The organism is Brevibacterium sp. CCUG 69071 (assembly GCF_021023135.1).
In the GTDB taxonomy this organism is placed as follows: Bacteria; Actinomycetota; Actinomycetes; order Actinomycetales; family Brevibacteriaceae; genus Brevibacterium.
The window spans coordinates 54,080-78,735 of the sequence record NZ_PGFV01000007.1 but is presented as its reverse complement, the minus strand read 5'-3'; the positions used below and the strand labels follow the sequence as shown (position 1 = coordinate 78,735).

The 24,656-nt window shown below is 65.3% G+C and carries 25 protein-coding genes and 2 pseudogenes; 11 read left to right on the top strand and 16 right to left on the bottom strand.

Going from position 1 to position 24,656, the window contains the following annotated elements; translation table 11 throughout:
- Nucleotides 1-5 precede the first annotated feature (5 nt).
- Nucleotides 6-1,004, top strand: a pseudogene (locus tag CV023_RS16530) (proline racemase family protein).
- A gap of 97 nt (nt 1,005-1,101) precedes the next feature.
- On the opposite strand, the gene CV023_RS16525 reads toward CV023_RS16530, so the two are convergent.
- The 12 genes from CV023_RS16525 to CV023_RS16465 all read right to left on the bottom strand — a co-directional run bounded on the left by CV023_RS16525 (nt 1,102) and on the right by CV023_RS16465 (nt 13,665).
- Nucleotides 1,102-1,578 carry a phosphatase domain-containing protein gene (locus CV023_RS16525; protein ID WP_230747908.1) on the bottom strand — a complete coding sequence of 159 codons (477 nt, stop codon included), beginning with the start codon at nt 1,576-1,578 and terminating at the stop codon, nt 1,102-1,104.
- A gap of 53 nt (nt 1,579-1,631) precedes the next feature.
- A complete protein-coding gene (locus CV023_RS16520; protein WP_284934816.1) occupies nt 1,632-2,414 on the bottom strand; it encodes an amino acid ABC transporter ATP-binding protein in 783 nt (260 codons plus the stop codon).
- Nucleotides 2,411-3,205, bottom strand: coding sequence for an amino acid ABC transporter permease (locus CV023_RS16515; RefSeq protein ID WP_230748049.1), 795 nt, complete (start codon nt 3,203-3,205; stop codon nt 2,411-2,413). The genes CV023_RS16520 and CV023_RS16515 overlap by 4 nt, the downstream gene beginning before the upstream one ends.
- A gap of 240 nt (nt 3,206-3,445) precedes the next feature.
- On the bottom strand, nt 3,446-4,243 hold the full coding sequence (locus CV023_RS16510; protein ID WP_230747906.1) for a transporter substrate-binding domain-containing protein: 798 nt from the start codon (nt 4,241-4,243) through the stop codon (nt 3,446-3,448).
- A 232-nt stretch (nt 4,244-4,475) separates the two neighbouring features.
- On the bottom strand, nt 4,476-5,912 hold the full coding sequence (locus CV023_RS16505; protein ID WP_330166666.1) for an MFS transporter: 1,437 nt from the start codon (nt 5,910-5,912) through the stop codon (nt 4,476-4,478).
- A gap of 234 nt (nt 5,913-6,146) precedes the next feature.
- The gene (locus tag CV023_RS16500; RefSeq protein ID WP_230747905.1) at nt 6,147-6,869 is read right to left on the bottom strand and encodes a peptidylprolyl isomerase; all 723 of its coding nucleotides are present in this window, start codon (nt 6,867-6,869) and stop codon (nt 6,147-6,149) included.
- 34 nt (nt 6,870-6,903) lie between these two features.
- Nucleotides 6,904-8,112, bottom strand: a complete 1,209-nt coding sequence (locus tag CV023_RS16495; RefSeq protein ID WP_230747903.1) for an MFS transporter — start codon at nt 8,110-8,112, stop codon at nt 6,904-6,906.
- A 144-nt stretch (nt 8,113-8,256) separates the two neighbouring features.
- Nucleotides 8,257-9,549, bottom strand: coding sequence for a bifunctional 3-oxoadipate enol-lactonase/4-carboxymuconolactone decarboxylase PcaDC (gene pcaDC, locus CV023_RS19185; protein ID WP_442859948.1), 1,293 nt, complete (start codon nt 9,547-9,549; stop codon nt 8,257-8,259).
- 34 nt (nt 9,550-9,583) lie between these two features.
- Nucleotides 9,584-10,957, bottom strand: a complete 1,374-nt coding sequence (locus CV023_RS16480) for a lyase family protein (RefSeq protein ID WP_230747901.1) — start codon at nt 10,955-10,957, stop codon at nt 9,584-9,586.
- Nucleotides 10,958-10,982: 25 nt separating this feature from the next.
- A complete protein-coding gene (gene pcaG / locus CV023_RS16475) occupies nt 10,983-11,567 on the bottom strand; it encodes a protocatechuate 3,4-dioxygenase subunit alpha (protein WP_230747898.1) in 585 nt (194 codons plus the stop codon).
- On the bottom strand, nt 11,560-12,420 hold the full coding sequence (gene pcaH, locus CV023_RS16470) for a protocatechuate 3,4-dioxygenase subunit beta (RefSeq protein ID WP_230747897.1): 861 nt from the start codon (nt 12,418-12,420) through the stop codon (nt 11,560-11,562). The genes pcaG and pcaH overlap by 8 nt, the downstream gene beginning before the upstream one ends.
- Nucleotides 12,421-12,480: 60 nt before the next feature.
- Nucleotides 12,481-13,665 (bottom strand): 4-hydroxybenzoate 3-monooxygenase, encoded by a 1,185-nt coding sequence (locus CV023_RS16465; RefSeq protein ID WP_230747895.1) that lies wholly within the window; start codon nt 13,663-13,665, stop codon nt 12,481-12,483.
- A 131-nt stretch (nt 13,666-13,796) separates the two neighbouring features.
- Between CV023_RS16465 and CV023_RS16460 the strand changes: the two genes are divergently transcribed.
- The 4 genes from CV023_RS16460 to CV023_RS16445 are packed head-to-tail and all read left to right on the top strand — an operon-like array spanning nt 13,797 to nt 17,133.
- Nucleotides 13,797-14,552, top strand: a complete 756-nt coding sequence (locus tag CV023_RS16460) for a SipW-dependent-type signal peptide-containing protein (protein ID WP_230747893.1) — start codon at nt 13,797-13,799, stop codon at nt 14,550-14,552.
- A 15-nt stretch (nt 14,553-14,567) separates the two neighbouring features.
- Nucleotides 14,568-15,284, top strand: a complete 717-nt coding sequence (locus CV023_RS16455) for a SipW-dependent-type signal peptide-containing protein (protein ID WP_230747891.1) — start codon at nt 14,568-14,570, stop codon at nt 15,282-15,284.
- Nucleotides 15,281-16,591, top strand: coding sequence for a signal peptidase I (locus CV023_RS16450; RefSeq protein ID WP_230747889.1), 1,311 nt, complete (start codon nt 15,281-15,283; stop codon nt 16,589-16,591). Before CV023_RS16455 ends, CV023_RS16450 begins: the two co-directional genes overlap by 4 nt.
- Nucleotides 16,588-17,133: a hypothetical protein gene (locus tag CV023_RS16445; RefSeq protein ID WP_230747887.1), complete on the top strand. Its 546-nt coding sequence runs from the start codon at nt 16,588-16,590 to the stop codon at nt 17,131-17,133. Before CV023_RS16450 ends, CV023_RS16445 begins: the two co-directional genes overlap by 4 nt.
- A gap of 131 nt (nt 17,134-17,264) precedes the next feature.
- Here the strand turns inward: CV023_RS16445 and CV023_RS16440 are convergent, their stop codons facing one another.
- Nucleotides 17,265-18,107: a phosphosulfolactate synthase gene (locus CV023_RS16440; protein WP_230747885.1), complete on the bottom strand. Its 843-nt coding sequence runs from the start codon at nt 18,105-18,107 to the stop codon at nt 17,265-17,267.
- A gap of 70 nt (nt 18,108-18,177) precedes the next feature.
- Entirely contained in the window at nt 18,178-19,581 is a 1,404-nt protein-coding gene (locus CV023_RS16435; protein ID WP_230747883.1) for an MmgE/PrpD family protein, read from the bottom strand.
- Nucleotides 19,582-19,730: 149 nt separating this feature from the next.
- Here CV023_RS16435 and CV023_RS18895 point away from each other — a divergent pair.
- The 3 genes and pseudogenes from CV023_RS18895 to CV023_RS16425 form a co-directional block, all read left to right on the top strand.
- Nucleotides 19,731-20,279: pseudogene (locus CV023_RS18895) on the top strand (YeeE/YedE family protein); the annotation flags it as partial.
- 56 nt (nt 20,280-20,335) lie between these two features.
- Nucleotides 20,336-20,836 (top strand): YeeE/YedE family protein, encoded by a 501-nt coding sequence (locus CV023_RS18890; protein ID WP_284934818.1) that lies wholly within the window; start codon nt 20,336-20,338, stop codon nt 20,834-20,836.
- Nucleotides 20,833-21,057 (top strand): sulfurtransferase TusA family protein, encoded by a 225-nt coding sequence (locus tag CV023_RS16425; protein ID WP_230747882.1) that lies wholly within the window; start codon nt 20,833-20,835, stop codon nt 21,055-21,057. Before CV023_RS18890 ends, CV023_RS16425 begins: the two co-directional genes overlap by 4 nt.
- Before the next feature lie 3 nt (nt 21,058-21,060).
- Here CV023_RS16425 and CV023_RS16420 read toward each other — a convergent pair whose 3' ends face one another.
- Nucleotides 21,061-21,840, bottom strand: a complete 780-nt coding sequence (locus tag CV023_RS16420) for a class II glutamine amidotransferase (RefSeq protein ID WP_230747878.1) — start codon at nt 21,838-21,840, stop codon at nt 21,061-21,063.
- Between the two features lie 140 nt (nt 21,841-21,980).
- Between CV023_RS16420 and CV023_RS16415 the strand changes: the two genes are divergently transcribed.
- The 3 genes from CV023_RS16415 to CV023_RS16405 all read left to right on the top strand — a co-directional run bounded on the left by CV023_RS16415 (nt 21,981) and on the right by CV023_RS16405 (nt 23,826).
- A protein-coding gene (locus CV023_RS16415; RefSeq protein WP_230747877.1) for an IS5 family transposase occupies nt 21,981-22,893 on the top strand; the annotation gives its coding sequence in 2 pieces (ribosomal slippage) (nt 21,981-22,352 and nt 22,354-22,893; 912 coding nt in all).
- A 25-nt stretch (nt 22,894-22,918) separates the two neighbouring features.
- The gene (locus CV023_RS16410) at nt 22,919-23,452 is read left to right on the top strand and encodes an O-acetyl-ADP-ribose deacetylase (protein ID WP_230747875.1); all 534 of its coding nucleotides are present in this window, start codon (nt 22,919-22,921) and stop codon (nt 23,450-23,452) included.
- Nucleotides 23,453-23,463: 11 nt separating this feature from the next.
- Nucleotides 23,464-23,826, top strand: a complete 363-nt coding sequence (locus CV023_RS16405; protein ID WP_230747872.1) for a VOC family protein — start codon at nt 23,464-23,466, stop codon at nt 23,824-23,826.
- Between the two features lie 2 nt (nt 23,827-23,828).
- On the opposite strand, the gene CV023_RS16400 is transcribed toward CV023_RS16405, so the two are convergent.
- Entirely contained in the window at nt 23,829-24,587 is a 759-nt protein-coding gene (locus CV023_RS16400; RefSeq protein WP_230747870.1) for an SDR family NAD(P)-dependent oxidoreductase, read from the bottom strand.
- Between the last annotated feature and the right edge of the window lie 69 nt (nt 24,588-24,656).

Here is a 24,656-nt window from a genome sequence, read left to right as displayed (position 1 = left end):
CGAGCATGCGCAGCAACCGTCTTCTGCAGACCGTCGAAGCCCACACCGAAGGCCTGCCCGTGCGGGTCGTTACCGGGGGAGCAGGAGTCTTCTCCGGGACGACCATGGCCGAGCGACGCGAGTGGTTCATCGAGAACTCCGATGACCTGCGCACCCTGCTGATGTGCGAACCGCGCGGACACGGATGGCTGTCCGGGGCGATCCTGCAGCCGCCGACCCGCGACGATGCCGACTGGGGTGTGCTGTTCATCGAGGTCACCGGGGTGCTGCCGATGTGCGGTGCCGGCACCATCGCCGTGGCCACGGTGCTCGTGGAGACCGGGATGGTCCCGGTCATGGAGCCCGTGACGACGGTGCGCCTCGATGCTCCGATCGGACTCATCACCGCCTAGGTGGCCGTTGCCGATGGCAAGGCCGAGGCGGTGACCATCGTCAACGTCGCTTCCTATGCCCATGCCCTCGACCAGACCGTCGAGGTGCCCGGGTTCGGGGCCGTGGCGTGCGACATCGCCTTCGGTGGGAACTTCTATGCGTTCGTCTCGGCCGAGGAGGTCGGCATCCCCTTCGAGCGGAACCGCTCCGAGGAGTTCATCGCCGCTGGGCGAGAGATCATGGCCGCGGTCAATGAGCAGATCGAACCCGTGCATCCGGACTCCGGGTTCCGCGGCTGTGAGCACGTGGTGTTCCTCGCCCCGGACTCGGGTGCCTCCGACGCTCGCCATGTGCTCATAAACCATCCCGGTTGGCTCGACCGCTCGCCCGGAGGCACCGGCACCAGCGCCCTCATGGCCGTCCGCCACGCCCGTGGCCAGCTGGGGCTGAACACGGACTTCGTCAACGAGTCCTTCATCGGCACCTCGTTCACCGGTCGACTCGTCGAGGAGACCACCGTCGGAGAGCATACGGCGGTGATTCCTACGATCACCGGTCGCTCCTGGCTGACGGCCACTTCGCAGTTCATGCTCGACCCGTCGGATCCGTTCCCCGCGGGGTTCACGCTCTGAGGCGCGGCTGAGTGTCGAAAGCAGACCGGAGCGCCGAAAGCCGACTTCCTGAAGCCAACTCTCGACGCTCCACCCTGCGCTCGACGAATAGTCGGGCTCAGCCCCGCGCGATACGTGCCAAGAGTGCGGGGAAGCGGGTGACGAAACGTCTCTGCCAGGGGGTTTCGACGGCCTTCGGGTCATAGCCTTCGCGGACGAACTCGACCGCTTTCTCGGCCGCAACTCCGTCGATGATCGCAATGCAGGCGAGTGCGGTTCCGGTCCTGCCGCGACCGCCGCCGCAGGCGACGCCCACCCGCGATGACTCGGCGCGTGTCCACAGGTCGAGCATGGCCGCGGCCGCATCGTGACGGTCGCTCGGCAGCAGGAAGTCGGGCCATTTCACCCATCGGGACTGCTCAGCGGAATGCGCGCCTTCGGCCACGTCGGTGAATTGCCGGCGGGATCCGAGGAGCACCAGCTCAAACTCCGCCGCAGCATCTGCGGCAGTCGACCCACGCAGAGAACGCCCTCGAACAAGCCGCCCAGAGGGCAGTTCGAGGACGTTCGCTGCTGTCGCGTCCCAAGTGCTCATGTGATGAGCCTAAGTGAAACGTCCCCGCGGGGACGTCCCGTGCACGCGAGCCCCTACCCCAGCTGGCCGGGGTTAAGCACGCGGGAGAGGAAGTCCTTCGTCCGCTGCTCCTGCGGGTTGCCGATGACCTCTTTGGCCGGACCGGCCTCGACGACGACTCCGCCGTCCATGAACAGTACGCGGTCGGCGACCTGACGGGCGAACTCCATCTCATGGGTGACGACGACCATCGTCATTCCGGCCTCGGCGAGGTTGCGCATGACTTGGAGGACGTCGCCCACGGTCTCGGGGTCGAGCGCCGAGGTGGGCTCGTCGAAGAGCATGACATCGGGATCCATGCTCAGCGCACGGGCGATGGCCACGCGCTGCTGCTGGCCGCCGGAGAGCGATCCCGGCTTGGCGTCCATCTTCTCGGACAGACCCACCTTCGCGAGGTTCGCCTCGGCGGCCCTGTTCGCTTCGGCCTTCGACCGGCGCAGCACCTTCGTCTGGGCGATGGTGAGGTTCTCACGGACCGTGAGATGGGCGAAGAGGTTGAAGGACTGGAAGACCATGCCGATGCGCGTCCGCGCGGCGTCGATGTCGAGATCGAGATCGGTCATGTCCATGCCGTCGACGACGACGGATCCGCCGGTCGGTGTCTCGAGCGTATTGATGCAGCGCAGCATCGTCGACTTGCCCGATCCCGAGGGTCCGATGACACAGACGACCTCGCCCTTGTCGACGTCGAGGCTGATATCGGTGAGGACCCGGTTCTCGCCGAAGCTCTTCTGCAGGTTCCGAATCGCGATGATCGGGGTCGAGGTGCTCGCCGAGGTGGTGGGGACGTTCATCATTTCACTCCTGAATCTGCGGAACCGTACTTGCGCTCGAGCACTCGCGAGAGATAGGACAGCGGGATCGTGATGATGAGGTAGGCCAGCGCGATGACGATGAAGGGGGTGAGGTTTGCGGTGTTGACGATCTCCGCCCGGCCCAGTGCCGCGAGTTCGCGTCCATCGACCGAGGACCCGAGGATATAGGCCAGTGAGGAGTCCTTGGCGAGCAGGATGAGCTCGTTCGTCAGCGGCGGCAGGATGATGCGCATCGCCTGTGGGAGGACAATGGTGAACATCGCCCGGGACGAGGACATGCCCAGCGACCTGGCCGCCTCGACCTGTCCCTTCGGCACGGCCTGGATGCCGGCACGGATCGTCTCTGCCATATAGGCCGAGGACACGAGGCCGAGGGCGATCATGATGATGACAAGCTGCGGGAGGTTGAAGTTGTCGAATGCGACGGGCAGTCCGAAGCCCATGACGAGGAAGACGACGAGGGCAGGCAGACCGCGGAAGAACTCGATGTAGATCGTGGCCAACCACCGGTAGACGCCCACCGAGGACAGGCGCATAAGGGCGACGACGAGGGCGATCGCCAGGCCGAGGGCGAAGCCTAAGAAGGTGTAGATCACGGTGTTCTTCAAGGCCATCGTGATGACCTCGGGGAACATGCCCGCGGCGATGTCGACGCGACCGAAGGCGTCGATGAGCTTCGGCCAATCGGCGAAGAGCACGAGGAGAATCGCGATGATGATGAGGATCGCATATTGGATGCCGCGGGAGAGCTTGGCCTTCTGGCGCTTGCTCATCTTCGCCTTCGGGGTCTCCGTGGCGAGTGGGACGGCCGGGCCGGTCGGGCCGCCGCTGCCGGTTGCTGATGGTGCTGACATGGGTGGAGTCCTTCAACGGATGTGTCGGATGGTCGCGAACCTGTGCTGGTGCCGGTGGAACCTGCTGCTCGGGTCGGCGGAGACGAGTCGCTGGTCGCACTCAGGCGAGAAGACGGCCGGCCGCGACTCGAAAGCCTCGACCGGCCGACCTGTCAGCAATCACTTGGGAGCGTCGCCGAACCACTTCTTGTAGATCTCGTCGTACTCGCCGTTGTCCTTGATCTCGGCAAGGGTGTCGTCGACGGCCTTCTTCATCTCCGTGTTGCCCTTCTTCATCGAGATGCCATAGTGCTCATCGGTCTTGATCTCGAAGCCGATCGCGAAGCCCTCGTTCTCGGTGTTGTAGTTGTAGAGCACGCCGTTGTCGTTGATGACGGCGTCGACCTGACCGGTCTTGAGCGCCTCGAGGGACAGCGGCAGGTCCTCGTAGGTGATGACCTCCGAGTCCGTGAAGTTCTCGGTCGCATAGTCGAGGCCGGTGGTTCCGGCCTGTGCACCGATCTTGAAGCCCTTGAGTGCGGAGGCGTCCCCTGCGGTCTTATCGGCCTTCGTGAGGATCGCCTGGTTCGCATCGAAATAGGGTTCGGAGAAGTCGGTGGCTTCCTCGCGCTCGGGAGTGATCGTCGTCGCAGCCGCGGCGACATCACATTTGTCCTGGTTGAACTCGGCGCCCGAGGTGATCGTCTCGAACGAGGTGTTGATGATCTCCTGCTCGACACCGAGCTTCTTCGCCACCGCATCGACGATGTCGACGTCGAAGCCGACAACCTCGCCGTCCTTCTCGAACTGGAACGGCTGATACGACAGGTGCGTGCAGGTCGTCAGCTTGCCTTCCTTGACGAGGGGGACACCGCCCTCGGCCGTCGCTGCGGGTTCGGAATCGCCGCCACCGCCGCAGGCGGACAGGGCGAGCATGGCGCCGACGGCCACAGTGGCCAGGGTCAAGCGTCGTTTCATGGTTCCTCCAGTGAGTCGGTAACGGTTGCGTCGCGCAATCGCGGGTCGCCCGGTGGTCGTACCTGAGCAACGTCTGAAAGGAATCGTACCGTGTCCTGAGTCACACCTGTAACCGACATCACGCCGCCGAGGTGGTCGTTGCCAAATCGTAGTGTTGACAGAGGCGGCCGCCGTCCCGGAGGACGACGGCCGCCTGGCCGATCACGACTGCGGAGCAGTCAGGCAAGGGGTGTCAGCTCAGCTGATCCTCCATGTCGAGATCCCGAGTGTCCTTGGCCAGCCAGAGGGCTACGAAGGTGAGGATCGCGGCGGCGACGATGTAGAGGCCGCACCAGAAGATCGTTCCTCCCTCGGTCTGCCACAGGGCGACCATCGCGAAGGGCGCAGGCCCGGCGCCGATGACGCTGGACATGTTGTAGGACACGGCCGAGCCGGTGTAGCGGACATTGGCCGGGAACAGCTCCGGCAGGTACGCGGCCATCGGACCGAAGGTCAGTCCCATCAGGATGAACCCGACGATGAGACCGGTGACCACACCGGCGGTGCCGGCATTGAACAGGGTGTTGACGACGAGCCCATAGGCGGCGATGAGCACCGTGACGCCCAGCAGCATCTTCCGCCGGCCCAGCCTCTCGGCCAGCGGACCGGAGACGACGGTGAAGATGCCGAAGAAGACGACGCCGATGATGAGATAGGTGAGGAACTCGCTCTTCTCATAGCCGAGCCCCGCGACGAACCCGGCGGGATCGAAGTCCTTGCCTGCCGCCTCGGCGACGGACTTGGCCTGATCGGTCGTGGCCGGGGAGGTGCCGTAGGTCAGCGTGAACGCGGTCATGAAGTAGAAGATCACGTAGGTCGCGAGCATGATGAACGTGCCGAGGATGAGCGGCTTCCAGCTCGTCGCGAACACGCGGCCGATGGGGGCCTTGGAGATCTGCTGCTTCTGGGCGACGAGCTGGAAGGCCGGGGTCTCCATGAGCGAGAGGCGGACATAGAGTCCGACGGCGACGAGCAGCGCCGAGAGCAGGAACGGGATGCGCCAGCCCCAGGCGAGGAACGCCTCGGGAGAGGTCCAGGAGTTGAGGCCGACGAAGAGCAGGTTGGCGATGATGAAGCCCACGGGAGCGCCCAGCTGCGGGAACGTGCCCCAGATCGCGCGTTTGCCCTTCGGTGCATTCTCGGTGGCCAGCAGTGCCGCGCCCGACCATTCGCCGCCGAGGCCCACGCCCTGGCAGAAACGGAGGAGGACGAGCATGGCCGGAGCGAGGACTGCCCAGCCCGGCGCCGAGGCGGTCGGCAGCAGGCCGATGAGGAAGGTGCCGATGCCCATGATGAGCAGGGAGGCGATGAGGGTCTTCTTCCGGCCCACACGGTCACCGAAGTGACCGAAGATGATCGAGCCGAGGGGGCGGGCGACGAAGGCGACGCCGAAGATCGCGAACGAGCTCAGCAGTTGAGTCGTCGAGGTCTGATTGGGGAAGAAGAGAGCCGGGAAGACCAGCGACGAGGCGGTCGCGTAGGCGTAGAAGTCGAAGAATTCGATCGTCGTGCCGACCATCGACGCGGTGAGGACCTTGCCGCGGGTGTTGTTCTTCCGAGTGGCGGCGATGGCGTCGGAATCGGCTCCGGGTGCTGCCCCGGGACCGTTGTGCTGGGTTTCGGTGGACATGGTGGTGTGTGCTCCGCTGTTGAAGTGATTACGAAGGCACGGGCTCGGTGGTGCTCGTGTCGGTGTCAATGAGTTCGCCCGGTGCTTTTGGGCACCGAGCGAACTGCAACGAGAAGACACTACGCTTGTCTCAGTATTCGCACGAATCGGATCTCAGGCTATGAGATCAGTTGAATATCCGAGTGTTTCAGAGCACATGAGGCAGCGGCCTCGATGCATTTTCCCGAGACTCTTCTACTTCGTACTCACACCGGTGATGGTCACGGTCTCCTTCGGGGCTCCGTCTCCTGCACCGGTGTCCGTGCCTTTGGCCGCAATGTCAGCGACGGTCTTCGTGCTGTCCTCGTCGAGCTGGCCGAACACCGTGTAGTCCGGGGGCAGCGAGCTGTCGTCGTAGACGACGAAGAACTGGGAGCCGTTGGTATCCGGTCCGGCATTGGCCATCGCCAAGGTGCCCGCCGGATACTTCTCGGAGCCGTCGACCTCATCGGCGAAGGAGTAGCCGGGGCCTCCGCTGCCCGTGCCCGAAGGGTCGCCGCACTGGAGGACGAAGATGCCCTCGGTGGTCAGGCGGTGGCAGTCGGTGTCATCGAAGTACTTCTGCTCGGCCAGGGAGAGGAAGCTGTTGACGGTGCAGGGGGCGCCATCGGCATCGAGGGTGACGGCCAGGTCGCCGACGTTCGTCGACACGGTGGCCGCAACCTCGCCGGAGGCTTCCGGGGACTCCGGTGGGGGCGTGACCTCTTTGGCCGCGCCGTCGGAATCGGCCGGGTAAGCGCAGGCGGTCGAGCCGGCACCGTCGGCCGACCCCGATTCCGCCGAATCATCACCGGACTCGCCGGACCCGCACGCGCTCAGCGCGAGGAGGGCGAGGATCGCCAGTGCGGCGAGAACGGCGAAGGCCGGGAGTCGGCGGTGGGTCAGGTCGTGGGAGCGCAGCCGCGCGAGGAGATCCATGCCCCCATCCTAGCCAGCTCCGGCGACAGCCAGCTCAGTCGACGACGGTGCGGTTCGCGTGCTCGGCGGAACCGCCTCGGCGCAGGGCGATCGCAATGAGGATGACGATGAGTCCGGCCAGGCACAGGCCCACACCCACCCAGGCCGGAGCCCGGTAGCCGAGTCCGGCGGTGATGACGATGCCGCCGAGCCAGGCTCCGAGGGCGTTGGCGAGGTTGAAGGCGGCATGGTTCATCGCCGCCGACAGGCTCGGCGCATCCGTGGATTCGCGGAGCAGTCGCATCTGCAGGGCCGTGGTGATCATCGATCCGGCGATGCCGATGAGGAAGAGGGCGATGATCGCGATCGCCGCGATGTGGGTGAACGCGCCGAAGGTCGCGAGCACGAGGGCGGAGAGGATCATGCCGCCGATCCCCGAGCGCTCGATGGACTTGTCGACCAGCGGACCGGCGATCAGCGAACCGGCGGTCATGCCGAGGCCGTAGACCGCGAGCACCCAGGGGATGGCCGTCTCGGGGACGCCGGCGACGTCGGTCATCGTCGGGGTGACGTAGGTGTAGACGGCGAACATGCCGCCGAAGCCGACCGATCCGGCCAGCAGGGTGAGGATGATCTGCGGGCGGGCGAGTGCCTTGAGCTCGCCGCGGGCCGAGGGTGCCTGGCCGAGCTTCACCCGGGGCACGGCGATGGCGACCATGATGACGGTGAGGATGCCCAGGGCCGCGACCAGGGCGTATGCGCTGCGCCAGCCGAGCATGTTGCCCAAGGCCGCGGCGAAGGGAACTCCGAAGATGTTCGCGATCGTCAGGCCGAGCATGACCCTCGACATGGCCCGGCCGCGGCGATTTGCCGGAACCAGGGAGGAGGCGACGATCGCCCCGATGCCCAGGTAGGCGCCGTGGGGCAGGCCGGAGACGAAACGGGCGATGTTGAACAGGGTGGCGTCGGGGGCGAGCATCGAGGCGAAGTTGCCGAGCGCGAAGAGACCCATGAGGCACAGCAGCAGGATCTTGCGATCCATGTGCGCGGCGATCGTGGTGATCAGCGGGGCGCCGATGACGACGCCGATCGCATAGAAGGAGACCGCATGTCCGGCCTGCGGCACCGTGATGCCCAGCTCCCGGGCGATGTGCGGCAGCAGTCCCATCGTCGCGAATTCGGTGACGCCGATCGCGAATGCACCGATGGCCAGGGCGAAGACAGCGAATTTGTAGACTCGACGTGGCACTGGAGCGTCGCTCATGAGGGTCCTTCGCTGGGATGGGTTGGTCAGGGAGATCGGCGGCACGGCAGCTCTCGCTCGGCGCACCGCAACCGCACCAGCCTATTGCCCATGGTCACGGGCCGAAAGCCCGATGGTCACAATGTGACGATTCGAACAGGGCCGTCAGCCCTCCGCATCGACCTCGGCCAGTGCCTGCGAGGCCACCGAGAACGCGGTGTTCGCACTCGGCACCGAGCAGTAGATGGCCGACTGCAGCAGCACCTCCTTGATCTCTTCGCGGCTCAGGCCGTTGCGCAGTGCTGCCTTGACGTGCATCGCGAGCTCGGCTTCGTGGCCGCCGGCGATCATCGCCGTGAGTGTGATGGCCGAGCGCATGCGCCGGTCGAGTCCGGGTCGTGTCCAGATCTCACCCCAGGCATAGCGGGTGATGAGGTCTTGGAAGTCGGCGGTGAAGTCGTCGATCTTCGCGTTCGCGCGGTCGACGTGGGCGTCGGAGAGGACCTCCCGGCGCACGCTCATGCCCGCTTCCCGCACCTCGTCCCGGCTGGCTTCGCGCGGTCCCGATGCGGTGGGCAGGTTCGCCGAGGAGGCCGCCGGGTCCCCGATCGCACCGGTCGTTCCGCCGTTCCCGGCCTTCCCGGCGAGGAAGTCACTGAGCAGTCCGGCGACCACGTCGGGTGCCTCGGCCGGCACCAGGTGGGCGGCGCCCTCGATGACCTCGAGCAGGGCGCCGGGCACGCCGTTGGCGATCTCGACGAGCTTCGTCGGCGGGGTGGGCTGGTCTTCGGAACCGGCGACGGCGAGCAGCGGCAGCGAGATCTCCGACAGGCGCTCACGGACATCGAAGCCGGCCAGGGCGTGGCAGAGTCCGGCGTAGGAGAAGCGGTCGGCGTCCTGGAGCGAATGGAGCAGCGCGGCCGAGGCTTCGGGTTCGCGGTCCATGAACCCTTCGCCGAACCATCGTTGGGCGGAGCCGATGATCTGCGTCGGCGTCCCCGAGGTCGCCACCGTCTCGGCTCGTTCGACCCAGGCGGAGGCCTCGCCGATCTTCGCGCCCGTGCAGAAGACGGCGACGCGGCCGAACCGCTCGGGATGGTCGAGGGCCAGCTGCAGCGCGATGGCCCCGCCGATGGAATCTCCGGCCAGATCGACCGGGGTACCGGGGTCCACAGCATCGGGCAGGACACGGTCGAGGGTGGCCAGCACCGCCTCGGCGAGGTCCGTCATCGACCACCGCGGGGCCTCTGACGTCCCCGCGGGGACGTGGGGTGAGCGGCCGTGGCCCGGCAGGTCGACGCCGATGACCGTCGTCTCCGGGCTCAGTTCCGACAGTGCGCTGGCGGTCTGCTGCCACAGGGCCGCCGCGGAGGTGCCGAGCGAGGGGAGGACGATGAGGGCGCGGGCCTCGGCGGAGGGGATCGTCGGGGCGGCGAGTACGGAGGCGGTGAGGTCCACGAAAGTCTCTTTCTGAGTCTGCTGGGTCGGTCGATCAGTCGAAATAGGGCAGGTCGGGTTCCGGCTGGCCTGTCTCGTCGATAGCGGCGAGGATGCTGCGGCGGATGTCCTCGGCGTCGCCGAGGCTCGACTCCGGGGTGAAGAAATCCTCGAGCCCCGGTTCGTCGCCGAGGGCCGATCGCAGCTGGGTGAGCGGATCGGCTCCCGGGGCGAGGATCGCGGTTCGCTGCTCCTTGGACAGCCGGTCGCCGAAGACGATGTTGAGCTTCTCGCCGTAGATTCCGGGGCTGGCCGCTTCGAGGTTGGCGCGCATCGCTTCGGGGCTGACGCTCAGGCCCTCGATCATCTCGTCGAGGATGATGAGGGAGGAGATGGCCAGGGTCATCAGCTCGGACAGGGCCGGCCATTCCGCATGCCAGGCCCCGTCGGAGCGTTCCTCGACGGCTTCGGCCGCGGCCGTGGTCAGGGTCGACAGGGCGCCCGGGACGCGCATGCCGTTGCGATGGAGCAGCACCGCCGAGGTGGGGTTCGATTTGTGCGGCATCGCCGAGGATCCGCCGGTCGAGGCCAGTGCCAGCTCCCCGATCTCGGGGCGGACACCGATGAGGACGTCGCGGGCGATCGAGGCTCCGACGGTCACGCACTGGGCCAGGTGGGAGCCCCAGTTGAGGATGCGGACCCGGTCGGTGTGCCAGGGCACGGGGACGTGGGTGATGGCCGCATCGGGGCCGCGGAGCTGGACGTGGAACTCCCGCAGCAGGGAGTCCGTAGAGTCCCCGGCCATCTGGCGGATCGCCGCCCGAGTTCCGGCCGCCCCGCCGACCTGCACATAGTCGACGAAGGGGGCTTCGGTCTTGACCTCGTGGACTTCGGCGGCCCAGGTCGCCGCCTTGAGTCCGAAGGTCGTCGGCAGCGCCGGTTGGGTCAGGGTACGGGCCAGGCACAGCGTGCTCGCCTGGGCGTCAGAGAGTGAGACGAGGGTCTCGGCGATGACCTCGAGGCGGGCCCGCATCTGCCGGACGACTCGCCAGACGAGGAGTCCGAGAGCCGAATCCATCACGTCCTGACTGGTCAGCCCCCGGTGCAGGGCGCGAGCGGCCTCGGGGCCGAGTCCGGTGCGGACGTGGGCGAGGAACGGAATGACCGGGTTGCCCCCTGCCTCAGCGTTCTCGCCCAGGGTCTCGAGCTCGCCGGGGTTGTCCTGCAGGGTGCGGATCGCGGCTTCGATGCCGGCGGTCGCCTCGGCGCGGATGTCCGAGGAGATCAGCCCGACGCGTGCCTGCGCCTCGACCCACGCGGATTCGACATTGCCGATCGCGGACACGAGGGCGACATCGTCGATGGCCTCGGCCCCGCGCAGATCGCCGGGGGCGAAGAGGAAGCGGGTGTGCGGGGCGTTCTCGGTCATGTGTGTCCTCACTGTCGGCGGCGGCTCAGTCCTCGTGTCCGGGGAAGCGGAGGAAGGGTGTTTCCTGCTCACCCTGCAACCGTATGTCGAAACGCAGTGATCCGTCAGCCTCTCGGCTGGCGATGAGGCGTCCGCGCTCCTCGGGCTCCAAGGATGACAGCAGGGGATCTGCAGCCAGCGCCTCGGTGTCCTCGGGCAGGTAGATCCTGGTGAAGAGCCTGTTGAGGAGGCCGCGGGCGAAGATCACGACGCTGATGAAGGGGGCCTTGCCCGCCTCGGTGGGTCCGGGATTGATAGTGGAGAAGCTGAAGGCGCCCTCGGGGTCGACCGCGGCCCGGCCGAAGCCGGTGAAGGTGAAGCCGTTGCGGCGCAGGGAGCCTGTCGCTCGGGGCACCTCGCCGGTCTCGTCGGGCTGCCAGATCTCGAGGATCGCATCGGGTACCACGGCTCCGGCGCCGTCGTAGACGACTCCGTGCAGGCGCACGGCATTCGCCGATCCCGGTGGGACGAGTTCGCTGTCGTGCTCATAGGGCAGGGCGTAGCCGTAGAACGGGCCGACGGTCTGACCCGGTGTCGGGGTGAGATCGGGGGTGGTGGTCTGCTCAGTCATCGTCGTCCTCTTCCATCCAGGTGCGGTTCGCTCCGGTGAGCACGATGTCCCAGTTGTAGCCCATGAGGAATTCGTGTTCGGTGATGTCGTGGTTGTAGGTCGCGACCAGGCGGTCGCGAGCCTTCTGGTCGGTGATCGACTGGTAGATCGGGTCGAGTGCGAACAGGGGGTCGCTGGGGAAGTACATCTGGGTGATCATCCGCTGGGTGAACTCGGTGCCGAAGAGCGAGAAGTGGATGTGGGCCGGGCGCCAGGCGTTGTGGTGGTTCTTCCACGGATACGGACCCGGCTTGATCGTCGTGAACGAATACGAACCGTCATCGCCGGTCAGGGTCCGTCCCACTCCGGTGAAGTTCGGGTCGATCGGGGCCGGGTGCTGATCGCGTTTGTGGATGTAACGTCCGGCGGAGTTCGCCTGCCAGATCTCGACGAGTTGGTTGCGCACAGGTCGGCCGTTGCCGTCGAGGACGCGGCCGGTGACGCGGATGCGCTCGCCGATCGGTTCGCCGCCGGCCTGGATCGTCAGGTCCGATTCGAGGGTCCCGATGTCCCGGTGGCCGAAGGCGGGGGAGAAGAGTTCGATCGTCTCGGGGTCGGTGTGGCGGGGGTCCTTCGTCGGGTGACGCAGCAGGGAGGAGCGGTAGGGAGGGTAGTTCAGACGCGGCTGCGTCTCTGCGGGTGTGCCGGCCGTGACGGCGGCCTTGTGCTCGGCTTCGATCTGCTTGATTTCGGCCGAGAGCGTGGCCTGGGATTCGGCGGCGTCGTCCGGTCCCTTCACGGGTTCGGCGATGACGGTCGAGGACGGGAACGTCTCGTCGACCGCATCGGGTTCGGTGAGCTGCTGTTCGCTCATTGTCGTCCCTCTCTGACGGTGTGTACGTGTGTGCAATCTGTGGGGTGCTTCGCGGGCGGCTCAGCCGTGGGGCCAGCCCGTATAGCATTCGGCCAGGTAGCGGCGACCGTGGTCGGAATCGAGGATGGATCCCAACTCGCCGAGGCTGCGCTTCGTTTCGAAGGCATCCGCGCCAGGATCGGTGTGGAGCATCCGTGTCATCTGGTAGGAGAAGTTCTGGGCCTTCCACACGCGTTTCGTCGCGGTCTGCGAGTACCCGGCCAGCGCCTCGGCGTCGGAGTCCCTGAGGGCTGCGATCAGAGCCGGGGCGAGCACGGAGACGTCGGCGAAGGCGAGGTTGAGGCCCTTCGCGCCGGTCGGGGGCACGGTGTGGGCGCTGTCTCCGGCGAGGAACAGGGAACCGTGCTGCATCGGTTCGGTCACGGCCGAGCGGAAGGGCAGGACCGTCTTGTCGATGATCGGTCCGGTCTTGAGCTGGAATCCGTCGGGACCATCCACCCTGGATTGGAGCTCGGACCAGATGCGGTCATCGGACCAGTCGGTCACCTCGGTGTCGGGGGAAGTCTGGAAGTACATGCGCTGGACATTCGCGCTGCGCTGGGAGATGAGCGCGAAACCGCGTTCGGAGCGGGAGTAGATGAGGACTTCGTGGCTGGGCGGGGCTTCGCAAAGGATCCCGAACCAGGCGAAGGGGTATTCGTGGAAGAAGCGCTGCCTGGTGTCGTCGGGGATCATCGACCGGCAGGGGCCGCGGGAGCCGTCGGCGCCGACGACGTAGTGGGCGCTGATCTGGAGATTCTCGCCGTCCTCGGTGGTCGCGCTGACCCAGGGGCGCTCAGTTTCGACATCGCCGAGGCGGGTGTCGGTGACCGAGTAGAAGGTGGGCCGGCCGGTGTGGGCCCTGGCCGCGGCGAGGTCGACGAAGATCTCGTTCTGCGGGTAGAGCCAGACGGAGTCGTCGACGAGTTCGGGGAAGTCGAAGGAGTGGCTGATGCCGTTGACACGGATGTCGATGCCGTCGTGGCGGTGGCCTTCGGTGTGGACACGTGACTCGATGCCTGCGGATTCGAGCATGCGCACGGAGCCGGCCTCGAGGATGCCGGCGCGGTGGGTGTGTGCGATCTCGTCGTGGCTGCGGTTGTCGATGACGACGGAATCGATGCCCGCGATGTGGAGCAGATGGGCGAGCATGAGCCCGGCCGGGCCTGCACCCACGATCGCCACGTCTGTCTGAAATTCCGGCACCGTTGCCTCCTTGCCTTGTCTGTCTTCACAGTGTGCGCCTGGTCACTGACACGAGGCGAGGCAGTTTTCATTGAATGGGATCAGCGCTTCGGGTAGAGGGGATCAGGTTCGGACGGCGCCGGGTCTGCGGGTTGACGCTCCGCGCCGGATATATAACATTTTGGGAACAAAAGACGTCCGTGGTGAATAAAAGTGTTATCAAAGTAATTCAACGGTCATTATTGAGTCATCACTTCCGCCTCTCACGCACCCGCGTCCGCATCAAGGAGTCCATCGTGGCGAAACCATCCACCCGCTCTCGCAAGTTCAAGGCCATCCTCGCCGGTGGCATCGTCCCCGGTGTCGGAGCTGCAGTCACGCTCGCGGCATGGACCGATCAGGAATGGGCCGAAGGTGTCTTCGGCGCCGGCGACTTCAACGTCGAAGGCAGCACGACGGGAGCTGAAGACAGTTTCAGCGACCACACGAGTTCCGACGGCGCAGCCTCTCTGAGCTTTGAACTTCCGGCCAGTGACAACCTGTCACCCGGCGACGCGGTGGCCGCGCCATTCGTCCTGCGTTTGGACGAGGCGACCACCTATGACGCGACCGTCGATCTCACCAGCGCGGCTGGAACGGGAGACAACGCTTCCAACCTGACCTACGGGATCGTTCAGGTTGCCAATGCAGGCGCCTGCGAGGTCGGTGCGACCGGCACACAGATCGTGCCTTCCGGCACCGCGCTCACTGCGACGACGGGCAAGCAGGGCTTCAACCTCGCGGCCGGAGCCGACGGCGCTGCAGGCGCACCAGTCACACTGTGCTTCACCGTCACCGCGGGTGATGACCTCGCCGAGGGCGACGCCGCGACTGCCCAGTGGCAGTTCACAGCGGCCTCGGCCGAGTAGTCCGGCGGGAGTTCCATGCGCAATCTCCTCGCGTCGCTGCGCGACATCCTCTCGTCGAGGCGGGTCGACAGGTCGGCCCGCCCGGCGAGTAGACGCCGGATCCGAGAGAACCGGAAACGCCTGCGCAACCGCCGGATCAAGGCGATCTTGGCCGGCGGATTGGTGTTCGGGGTGGGTGCGACCGCCACCGTCGCCGCGTGGACCGACACGGAGACGGCGAACGGGTCGTTCGCGGCGGGGCGATTCAACATCGAGCTCTCGGTCGACGGGACGGCGTGGACGAGCAACCCTTCGATGGTCTTCAACGCCGGGAATATGTATCCCGGGTCGAAGGTCTATGCGAAGGTGTTCGTGAAGACGACGTCGAACACGACGATGAAGGGCGACGTCAAGGTGTCCGGTGGCGGCATCGGCAGTCCTGGGACCGGTATCGGAAACAGCCTCGCATACCGCGCAGTCACTCAGGCGACAACGGTCGGCGGTATGAACGGTTTCACATGCGGTGAGGCTTCATTCACGGGCTCACCCCAGTACGTTCTCGGCGGGGCGTCGCGGATCCCACTCAAAACCGGAGTCGAATCGGGTTCGACGCAGTCCCTGAGCTCCGCCGCGGCATCGGTTCAGGCGTACTGCTTCGAGGTCGCCCTCCCCGACACCACACCCAACGACGCGCAGGGCTCAACGGCCGACCATACGTGGACGTGGAAAGCCACGTCTGTTCAGGGCGGATGATGAATCCACGACAGGGCACCGCGAAACGGGGCCGAGTCGGCGCCTGGCTCGGCGCCGCTCTGCTCAACGTCCTCGCCGTCCTCGGGGTGGTCTGCATCGTTCTGGTCATTCTCAGCTTCATCTTCAACATCTCGATCATGATGTTCAAGACCGGTTCAATGGGTCCGACGATCCCGGCAGGATCGATCGCCTTCGTCCGCGAGATCCCGGCGACCGAGATGGAGGTCGGTGACGTCGTCACGGTCGATCGCGGTGAGGATACGTTGCCGGTCACACACCGAGTGATCGTCATCGACAATCCGGACGAGTCCTCAGGTCCGGTGACCTTCGAGATGCAGGGCGACGCCAATGATGTGAAGGATCCCGAGCCTTACACTGCGGAGTCCGTGCGGAAGGTGATGTTCTCGATTCCGGGTGTCGCACCGATCATCCAGTCCTGGCGCAATCCCTTCCTGCTCGGCGGCATCACCATCGCAGCCAGCCTGCTCGTCGTCTGGGCCTTTTGGCCGCGCCGAACAGATGAGGAAGAGTCGCCTGAGGGCCCAACTGATGACCGGCGCTCCGAAGTGGAAGCCCTTCGCACACCCGCCCGTTCCCCGAAGTACGCGGTAGCGACGCCGATCATCGCGGCGATGTTCCTTGGCGGAGAACTCTTCGCCCCAAGCGGTGTGATCGCCGCCGAATCACAGCAAGCGACGTCCAATGAGGTCCACGGCCAGTATCTGAGAATGGAGACCTTCGGCGACGAAGCACAGATGCGCAATCTCAGTCCGGGCGCCTCGGCGAACTGGTCGGTCGACGTGTGGACCGATGCGCCGGACGAAGGCACGGTGAAACTCGAAATCGGAGCCGGGCAGTTGTCGGAGCCGATAGCCTCGGCGCTGCTGGTCGATGTGCGCACCTGTCCGCGGACGGCTGCCTCGCAGGAGTGCCCGAGCGGGACACGTCCTCTGCTCGCCGACATTCCGATCGCCGATCTCGGGCAGGCCCCGAACGGCAATCGTTCGTTGTTAGAGATGACCAGTGACGAGGAGCAGAGGATTCAGGTGACGGTCACTCTTGCCTCGAATGCTGACGGGGGAGATGTTGCCGGGCTGACAAGCGGCGTGCGTCTCACCGCGATCGGTCACGGCGAAGAGATCTCAGCCGGTCCTGGTGATCCGGGGCCGGATCAACCTGGTGGGGGCGGCGACCTCCCGCGGACCGGTGTCGAGGGCTGGCTGTGGTTCCTGCTCGCGGCGTTCGTGCTCATCGCGATCGGCTCGGCAGTTGTTACGCGAACGAAGCGCGGGAAGGTGTCGTCATGACAGCTATCCGTCGCTCCAAGCCATGGTGGATAAGAAGCCGAGCCGTTCTCGCCTCAGTCGCTTTCCTGGCCCTCGTCCTCGGGCCTGCGGCAGTCAACGGAACACTCGCCGGCTGGACCGATTCCGAGACTAGCCGGGGGACGTTTCAAGCAGGAACAGTGCCCGCACCGTTATTGACGAAGACCTGCGTGTTCCAACCTGGGGTGCTCGGCGTCGGTGCTCGCGTTCGGATCTTCTGGAAACCGCCTGCAGGCTATCAACTCGGCGACATCGTCGTGACTGCATCGACCAGTGGGCTCGGATCTGTTCTGGCACCTATCACCGGGTTCAGCCTTGCTTCGAACACCACGTCGAATGGCGACGGTTCATACACGACAGACGTCCCCACCAACCTCCTCGGCGGATTGCTGGGACTCGGATCGGAACTGGAGATTGCTTTCCAAGTCAAACACGCAAGCGGGTGGCTATCGGTGCCAGCCTCCGTTGCGAGCAACGCCGGGCTGCTTGCCGGACTCGGCGGAAATTGCCGCAACCTCACGTGAGCCGTTACGGCGGGCTCCGGTGAGAGCGACTGTTCGCGGATACGGGCGATTGGGATCATAGACAATGAGGAGAGCTCGGGGCGTCTTCTAGACGGTGCAGCCCGAGCTCTCCACCAGCGTCGTCTGCTACCTCACTTCGCCGGAGCCGGGTTGATCACGCGTCCCCAGGTGGACTTGTTGCCCCAGATGTTCTGGCGCAGTCCCTCGAGCTGGAGGATCTGCGAGTGGTCGACGAACAGGTTGCATTCGTTGCCGTAGTTCTTGATGTACCACTCGAAGACTGGCCCGTCCGCGGCTTCGAACATGACGTTCTCGAGGCCCAGGCCGTTGATGATCGACGCCGCCGCAGCGGTGTTCCACTCATCGACGTTCTCCGTGATGCCTTCGGACTCGATCATGATGATCGAGGCTCCGGCATCCAGGGCCCGCTGTCCGCGATCGACGAGGTCACCGATGTCCTTGGCGGACTCGGCAGCCAGCTCGGCCTCACCGGAATCGCCGCCGGAGCCGATCTGGATGCCCAGTTCCGGCTTGGCCTTGAGCCCGGTCTTGACGACCTTCTCCACCAGACGCTCCAGGCCCGAGGTCGGCAGCATGATGAAGCCGGTCGAGATCTCGATGACGTCGAAGCCGACCTCCTTGGCCTCCTTGAGGTACTGGTCGACCGCGTCATCGCCGTAGCGCAGCACGGTCTCGATCCAGCCACCGGAGGAGACGTACGAGCCGTTGTCATGGGCGATGTCGCTCATCGCCTTGACCTGCTCGGCGGGGACGAGGGAGAAGGATCCGCCCGCCCACTTGATGCCGTCGACCCACTGACCGGCGACGTCGAAGACGTCCTGGAGGTGGCGGGTGCCGAAGGTCGAGTAGTACGGGGCGCGGATCTCGGTCATCCCGATCGTGCGGGGCTTGGCCGGGCGCCAGGCGCGGGGGACGAAATTCATGGACACATCGAAATCGATGGCGTTCGACATTGTGTTTCCTTTCTTCAGGTGCCGACACTGTGTCGGCGGGGTGCCGGGGTCTCCGGCAGGGGAGGCTTGGTCAGCTGCGCGCGAGGGGAACTTGCGCGAGGACGGCGGTGAGCTCTTTGATTCGGTGATTCTCGAGGTCGTGGACGAGGTCGGCGATCTCGTCACGCAGCCCCGCCTCGGCGAATGGGGAGGTCAGCGCGTCGAACTTCTTCCTTGCGCCCGCCCAGTCGAGCGGGTGGGTGGTGAAGCCCTCGTAGTCGTCGGTGCTCGCCCGGAACTGCTTGCCGTCGCCGAGAGTGACGACGAGGTCGGCGCACATGTGCTCGGGGAACCGGTCGCTGAACTCCTTGGAGGGAGTGATCGTGACCTTGCGCATGAGGTCCTGCACATCATCGTCGATGATGCGCTCGGGCTCGTACTGCGCCGGGTTGAGCTCCCCGTCGAGGAGGACGACGGCGACCATCCACGGCAGTGAGTGGTCGGCTTCCTCCTTGGTCCGGATGGAGCGCTTGTCACCCTCTTCGCCGCCGCCGATGATCGAGTAGGCGACGTCGAAGGTCGTCAGTTCCACACTGGCGATGGCGTCGGCGCGGAATCCCTCCTGACTGCGGATGTCTTGGGCGGCATCGAGTGCGGACTGGGAGTGGATCTCGGCGTTGTGCTTCTTGATGATCGTGCCGGTGACCTTCTCCAGATCCTCGGCTGACCAATCGAGATCGAAGTCCCCGGCCAGGGCCTTGAAGCCCTTGTTGCCCTCGAAGACCTGGGCGGGGCCGGTGATGCCGTGCGCGGCGAGCAGGGCGTCGAAGACTCCCTCCTTCGACACGTGCGGGTAGGCCAGGCCCTTCCAATGGCTCAAGCTCCCGGTGCGCGTCACCCGCAGGGCGACGTTCGCGGTCCCGGCCATGGCGGCCGCATGAGCGATCTGCTCGGCGTTGAGTCCCAGTGCCTTCGCCGAGGCGGCGCCCGCAGCGAACGCACCCTGCGTCGTGTGGTCGAAGCCCAGGTCACGAACCGGGGCAACGTCCGAGAGGCGGGCGTGGATCTGGTAGGCGACGGCGAAGGCCGTGAGGAAGTCCTTCCCCGACGCGTCTGCGTGCTCGGCCGCGGCGAGGACTGCGCCCATATTGTCCGAGGGGTGGTTGGTCTCGCCCTTGGCGAGGTAGGCATCCATGAAGTCGAGATACCTGCTCAGGGCCGAGTTGTAGAAGGCAGCGTGGTCCGGGCTGGCGTGTCCGCCGCCGATCAGCGTGGCTCCCTGGCCGGCATCGAGATCTTCGATGAGTGCCCTGATCTCCTTGAGCGGTTCGGCATCGAGGGCGCCGATGGCGACGCCGATCGTGTCGAGAACGCGGATCTTCAGCTGTTCGAGTGCCTGTTCGCTGAGCATGTCCAGCGAGGCCTTGTCGACGAATTCGGCAAGTGCCTGAACGTCGGTGAGTGTCTGGGTGTCAGATGTCTGAATGTCTTTCATCGTGCCTCTCCTAGTTAGGTTAGGTATCCCTAATTATGCCGATTAAAGTATCTTGACGTCAAGATACTTTTCGTGAGATCTGAGTCACATGAGGCTATGTGGAGTGGTCGATGCCTCCTTGACGGTCATGAAATTGTTGAGCAATATGGATGGCTGTTGCCATCGCTCGGTACCCCTCAACTACAGAGAGCAGATTCATGATTTTCACCGGACTTCTCGTCGGACTGGTCCTCGGATTCGTGTTCCAGAGAGGGCGTTTCTGTGTCACGGGAGCCTTCCGCGATCTCACGCTGACCGGGAACACGCGCTGGTTCTCCGCGCTCATCGTGCTCATCGCTGTGCATTCGATCGGTCTGTTCCTGTTCAACAGCTTCGGCGTCATCACTCTTGAGGCCTCGCCCTTCCCATGGCTCGCCTCGATCGTCGGCGGCCTGATCTTCGGATTCGCGATGGTGCTCGCCGGCGGATGCGCGACCGGCACCTACTACCGTGCCGGTGAGGGGCTAGTCGGCAGCTGGTTCGCCCTCATCTTCTACGCCCTGTTCTCGGCAGTGATGAAGCTCGGCCCTGCCGCCGGATTCACCGAGGGGATTCGCGGAATCACCCTCGAGAGCGGAAGCGTGCAGGCGAGCACGGGGCTGAGTCCGTGGGTCTTCGTCGTCATCATCTCGGCCGTGGCGATCTGGGTGACCGTCCACCACCAGCGTAAGCTCAAGGCTCCGCTGGCGACCCTGCCGCCGCGGAAGAAGGGACTGTGGCCCACCTGCTCACCGAGAGGTGGTGGAACCCCTTCGCCACTGCGGTCGTCATCGGCATCATCGCCACGATCGCCTGGCCTCTCTCGGCGGCCACGGGACGCAACTCCGGGCTGGGAATCACGACACCCTCGGCGAATCTCACCGGGTACCTCGCCACCGGGGACACCGAGCTCATCGACTGGGGCGTCATGCTCGTCATCGGCATCCTCGTCGGCTCCTTCATCGCGGCAAAGGCCTCCGGCGAGTTCCGAATCCGTGTGCGCGATCAGGCCACCATCATCAAGTCGATCCTCGGCGGCATCGGCATGAGAGTGGGCGCGGCCATCGCCGGCGGCTGCACCGTCGGCAACGCCATGGTCTCGACCGCTCAGTTCGAGTATCAGGGCTGGGTGGCGACGCTGTTCATGATCGTCGGCGCCGGTGTTGCCGCGAAGGCCACCATCAAACCCAAGCAGTCGGCGGCCGCGGTGCCGACGACAGAAAGCAGGTCAGCGTGAAGCAGGTACTCGAAACCGACGGACTCGTCTGCCCGTTCCCCCTCGTTGAGGCGAAGGACGCGATCAGCGGCCTCGAGATCGGCAATGAACTCGTCATCAACTTCGACTGCACCCAGGCCACCGAGGCGATCCCGCAGTGGGCGGCCGAGAACGGCTATCCCGTCACGCACTTCGACCGGGTCACCGACGCGAGCTGGACGATCACCGTCCAGAAGGCCTGAGTCTCACACCCGCACCACATTCTCCGCCCCATCGGCCACGGTCAGCCGCATCGCGGTGTTCTGCTCGATGAGACTCCACCCTCTGTGCTCGAGGCCCGAGGACGAGACGATCGTCGCGCCGTCGTCGAAGCGCTGCCAGCTCATCCGGTAGTAGTGATCATGATGGTCGGGCGGCAGGTCTCCGTCGAGATAGGGAATCGGCGTGCCCGCCGTCGCGTGGACGACGATCATCTCCTCGGGCGAGAGGACGAGCAGGTTGATCCCCGGGTGGTCGAAGTCGGTGCGCAGCATCCGCACCGTCGCCACAGTCGCATCGAAGAGATTCTCGCCCTCGTCCATCCTGCGCAGAATCAGCGCGAAGATGATCGCGCTGTCCGTCGTCCCGCCGATACGCTCGACCTCGGCGGTCGTCACATACTCACGCAGCCGCTCGACGGGGTGGACCGAGCCGTTGTGGGCCAGCGCGATGTCCGAGGCGAGAAACGGGTGAGTGTTCTCTTCGAGATCGGCCATCCCTGTCGTCACAATCCGCAGGTGAGCGGTCCGCCCGGTGCTGGCATCGGCGTCGAGAGCCTCGGTCAACCGCGGATTATCGGCACCTTCATGGGGCGTGCGGAACCGCTGGACCACCTCGGTGCCGGTGGGGTCGTCATCGATCCACGCCGTGCCCCATCCATCCGCATGGAGCCGCCCCAGATTCTGCCACTGCCGGCACTCATCGGCACCGATGAGGTCCGCCGCGCTCGGCGATGTGGGGGAGGTGTAGCCGAGCAGTCGGCACATGTTTCCCCTTCCCTTCTCAATCCCGGAGTACGTCCGGTCGGACTTACTGAGGTCGAACGCACCACCCCTGTTAGAGCCGACTTCCGCTGACTAGGGCATGTCTCCTTTATTCGAGGTCGTGGAGCTGACACGCTGGTTGGGTGACTACGCAAGACCGCTATCAAGTATTCACCGATGAGGAATGGGCACGGATCGAGCCCCTGTTGCCCTCGAATACGGGCAAGAGAGCCCGGCCGTTTGAGAACAACCGTCGAATCGTCGAGGGAATCGTCTACCGCTACCGTGCCGGCATTGCCTGGCGTGACCTGCCTCGTGAGCAGTTCGGGCCCTGGCAAACGGTATGGAAACGCCATCGCCGCTACGCCGCTGACGGCACCTGGGACCGCGTCCTGGCCCAGGTGCTTTCGAATGCTGATGCTGCCGGTGATATCGATTGGAACGTCTCCGTCGATGGCACCATCAGCCGTGCCCACCAGCACGCGACGAACACGACGCGCCCTGATCAGCACACAGGGGGCTACGTCGAATTACAAGAATCTGCCCGATTCGCAGGTTGAGCCGGCCGGGCACGGGATCGGTCGCTCACGTGGTGGGCTGACGACGAAGATCCACCACGCCGTCGACGGACGCGGTCGTCCCCTGGCGGTGGTAGTCACCGGTGGACAGCGCCACGACGGGGTGATCCTGCCGCAGGTGCTGGCCGATATTCGAGTGCCGCGGGCTGGCAGTGGTCGCCCCCGCACGTGTCCGGATACCGTCTTGGCCGATCGCGCTTACGGGTCCAAGACCAATCGTGAATACCTGCGTTCGCGTGGCATTCGGGCGGTCGTTCCGGAAAAGAAGAACCAGATCGCGACTCGAAAGAAGCGCGGCAGCAAAGGTGGGCGTCGGCCCGCATTCGACGCCACTACGTATCGCAACCGCAACGTCGTGGAGCGTTCGTTTGCCTACGTCAAGCAATGGCGAGGATTGGCCACGAGGTATGACAAACTCGCGATCACCTATCGAGCGGCTGTCGTGATCAGCGCGATCCTGACGTGGCTACGTCAATAAAGGAGACATGCCCTAGACTCGCACCATGAAGATCACGGTACTCGAGGGAGACATCACCGAGGCGGTCGTGGACGCGATCGTCAATGCCGCGAATTCGAGTCTGCTCGGCGGAGGCGGCGTCGACGGGGCGATCCACCGCGCGGCAGGGCCCACACTGCTCGAGGCGTGCCGCGAGGTCCGGCGCACGAGCCATCCGCGCGGTCTTCCCGCAGGTCAGGCGGCGGCAACTTCGGCCGGTGACCTTGAGGCGAGGTGGGTCATCCATACCGTCGGACCGAACCGTTACCAGGGTGAGGCGGATCCCGAGGTGCTCGAATCCTGCTTCGAGTCGAGCCTCAACTTGGCCGAGGAGCTCGGCGCCACCTCGGTGGCCTTCCCTGCCATCGGCGGGGGAGTCTATGGGTGGTCGGCGAGGGATGTCGCCGAGGCGGCCCATGCGGTCATCGTCGACGGCCGGGAGCGTGGGCGCTGGGAGACCATCGCCGAGGTGGTCTTCGTCCTCTTCAGCGACTCGATGACGAGTGTGTTCTGCCAGGTTTTCGACCACGATCAGTGGTGAGAGGAAGAATAGTGAAGGTCCATGAGGTCATTGCCGACATCCATGTTTCCGACCTCGAGGGAGCCAGGGACTTCTACGAAGGCTTCCTCGGACTCGGAACCGAAGAGTTCAACCTCGGTTGGGTCGCCCGCTTCACCTCACCGGAGACCGGTGCCCACGTCCAACTCGTCACTGAGGATGCGGCGGCCCCGGAGAGCCCTGTCGTCTCGATCAAGGTCGACGATGTCGATGCCGCCTTCGCCGAGGCGGTCGGGCGCGGGCTCGACATCGTCCATCCGCTCACCACGGAACCGTGGGGCGTCCGACGATTCTTCGTCCGTGACCCCGATGGCAACGTCATCAATATCGCTGCACATCGGGAGCCGGTGGACTGACGTCACACCGCGGTGTAGCCGCCGTCGATGAGGTAGTAGGCGCCGGTGACGAAGGATGCGTCACCCGAGAGCAGGAAGCTCACGACCTTGGCGACCTCCTCGGCGGTGCCGAGGCGACCCAGCGGGTGCTTGGCCTTGAGGCCCTCAAGGGTGTCGGCGTCGAGGCTCGATTCAAGCAGTGGGGTGGTGATGTAGCCGGGGCCGACGGCGTTGATGCGCAGTCCCTGAGCGCCGTATTCGGCGGCGGCGTTCTTCGTGATGCCGACGACGCCGTGCTTGGCTGCGGTGTAGGCGCCGTTGTTGATCGCGGCGACCGAACCGTGGACGGAGGCCATATTGACGATCGCCGACTCCGACGCGCCAGCCTCCAGCATGGCCGGGATCTGATAGCGCATGCCGTAGAGGACGCCGTTGAGATTGACGTCGATGACCTTGTCCCACGAATCGAGGTCGGTCTCGCCGACCGGCAGCTGCTTGCCCCCGATGCCGGCATTGTTGATCGCGTAGTTGAGTGCGCCGTAGGTGTCGACCGCGAACTGCACGACCTTCTCCGAGTCGTCCTTGCTACTCGTGTCCTGCTTGATCGCCGAGGCGGTTCCGCCGTTTCCGGTGATCTCGCCGACGACCCGCTCGGCGGCGTCGAGGTTGATGTCCGTGACGACGACCTTCGCGCCCTTGGCTGCGAGATCCTTGCTGATGGCCTCGCCGAGTCCCGAGCCGCCGCCGGTGACGAGTGCGACCTTGCCGGTGAAATCTGACATTGAGATGACCTGCTTCCTGTCCGAGTTCGGGTCGGACTCTCCGGCCCTCATCAGGGACAACGTTGTCAT

Excerpts from the sequence above, each read along its gene's own strand:
- CV023_RS16525 (WP_230747908.1), bottom strand. The coding sequence starts at position 1,578 with ATGAGCACTTGGGACGCGACAGCAGCGAACGTCCTCGAACTGCCCTCT.
- CV023_RS16520 (WP_284934816.1), bottom strand. The coding sequence starts at position 2,414 with ATGATGAACGTCCCCACCACCTCGGCGAGCACCTCGACCCCGATCATC.
- CV023_RS16515 (WP_230748049.1), bottom strand. The coding sequence starts at position 3,205 with ATGAGCAAGCGCCAGAAGGCCAAGCTCTCCCGCGGCATCCAATATGCG.
- CV023_RS16510 (WP_230747906.1), bottom strand. The coding sequence starts at position 4,243 with ATGAAACGACGCTTGACCCTGGCCACTGTGGCCGTCGGCGCCATGCTC.
- CV023_RS16505 (WP_330166666.1), bottom strand. The coding sequence starts at position 5,912 with ATGTCCACCGAAACCCAGCACAACGGTCCCGGGGCAGCACCCGGAGCC.
- CV023_RS16500 (WP_230747905.1), bottom strand. The coding sequence starts at position 6,869 with ATGGATCTCCTCGCGCGGCTGCGCTCCCACGACCTGACCCACCGCCGA.
- CV023_RS16495 (WP_230747903.1), bottom strand. The coding sequence starts at position 8,112 with ATGAGCGACGCTCCAGTGCCACGTCGAGTCTACAAATTCGCTGTCTTC.
- CV023_RS16480 (WP_230747901.1), bottom strand. The coding sequence starts at position 10,957 with ATGACCGAGAACGCCCCGCACACCCGCTTCCTCTTCGCCCCCGGCGAT.
- pcaG (WP_230747898.1), bottom strand. The coding sequence starts at position 11,567 with ATGACTGAGCAGACCACCACCCCCGATCTCACCCCGACACCGGGTCAG.
- pcaH (WP_230747897.1), bottom strand. The coding sequence starts at position 12,420 with ATGAGCGAACAGCAGCTCACCGAACCCGATGCGGTCGACGAGACGTTC.
- CV023_RS16455 (WP_230747891.1), top strand. The coding sequence starts at position 14,568 with ATGCGCAATCTCCTCGCGTCGCTGCGCGACATCCTCTCGTCGAGGCGG.
- CV023_RS16450 (WP_230747889.1), top strand. The coding sequence starts at position 15,281 with ATGATGAATCCACGACAGGGCACCGCGAAACGGGGCCGAGTCGGCGCC.
- CV023_RS16445 (WP_230747887.1), top strand. The coding sequence starts at position 16,588 with ATGACAGCTATCCGTCGCTCCAAGCCATGGTGGATAAGAAGCCGAGCC.
- CV023_RS16440 (WP_230747885.1), bottom strand. The coding sequence starts at position 18,107 with ATGTCGAACGCCATCGATTTCGATGTGTCCATGAATTTCGTCCCCCGC.
- CV023_RS16435 (WP_230747883.1), bottom strand. The coding sequence starts at position 19,581 with ATGAAAGACATTCAGACATCTGACACCCAGACACTCACCGACGTTCAG.
- CV023_RS16420 (WP_230747878.1), bottom strand. The coding sequence starts at position 21,840 with ATGTGCCGACTGCTCGGCTACACCTCCCCCACATCGCCGAGCGCGGCG.
- CV023_RS16410 (WP_230747875.1), top strand. The coding sequence starts at position 22,919 with ATGAAGATCACGGTACTCGAGGGAGACATCACCGAGGCGGTCGTGGAC.
- CV023_RS16400 (WP_230747870.1), bottom strand. The coding sequence starts at position 24,587 with ATGTCAGATTTCACCGGCAAGGTCGCACTCGTCACCGGCGGCGGCTCG.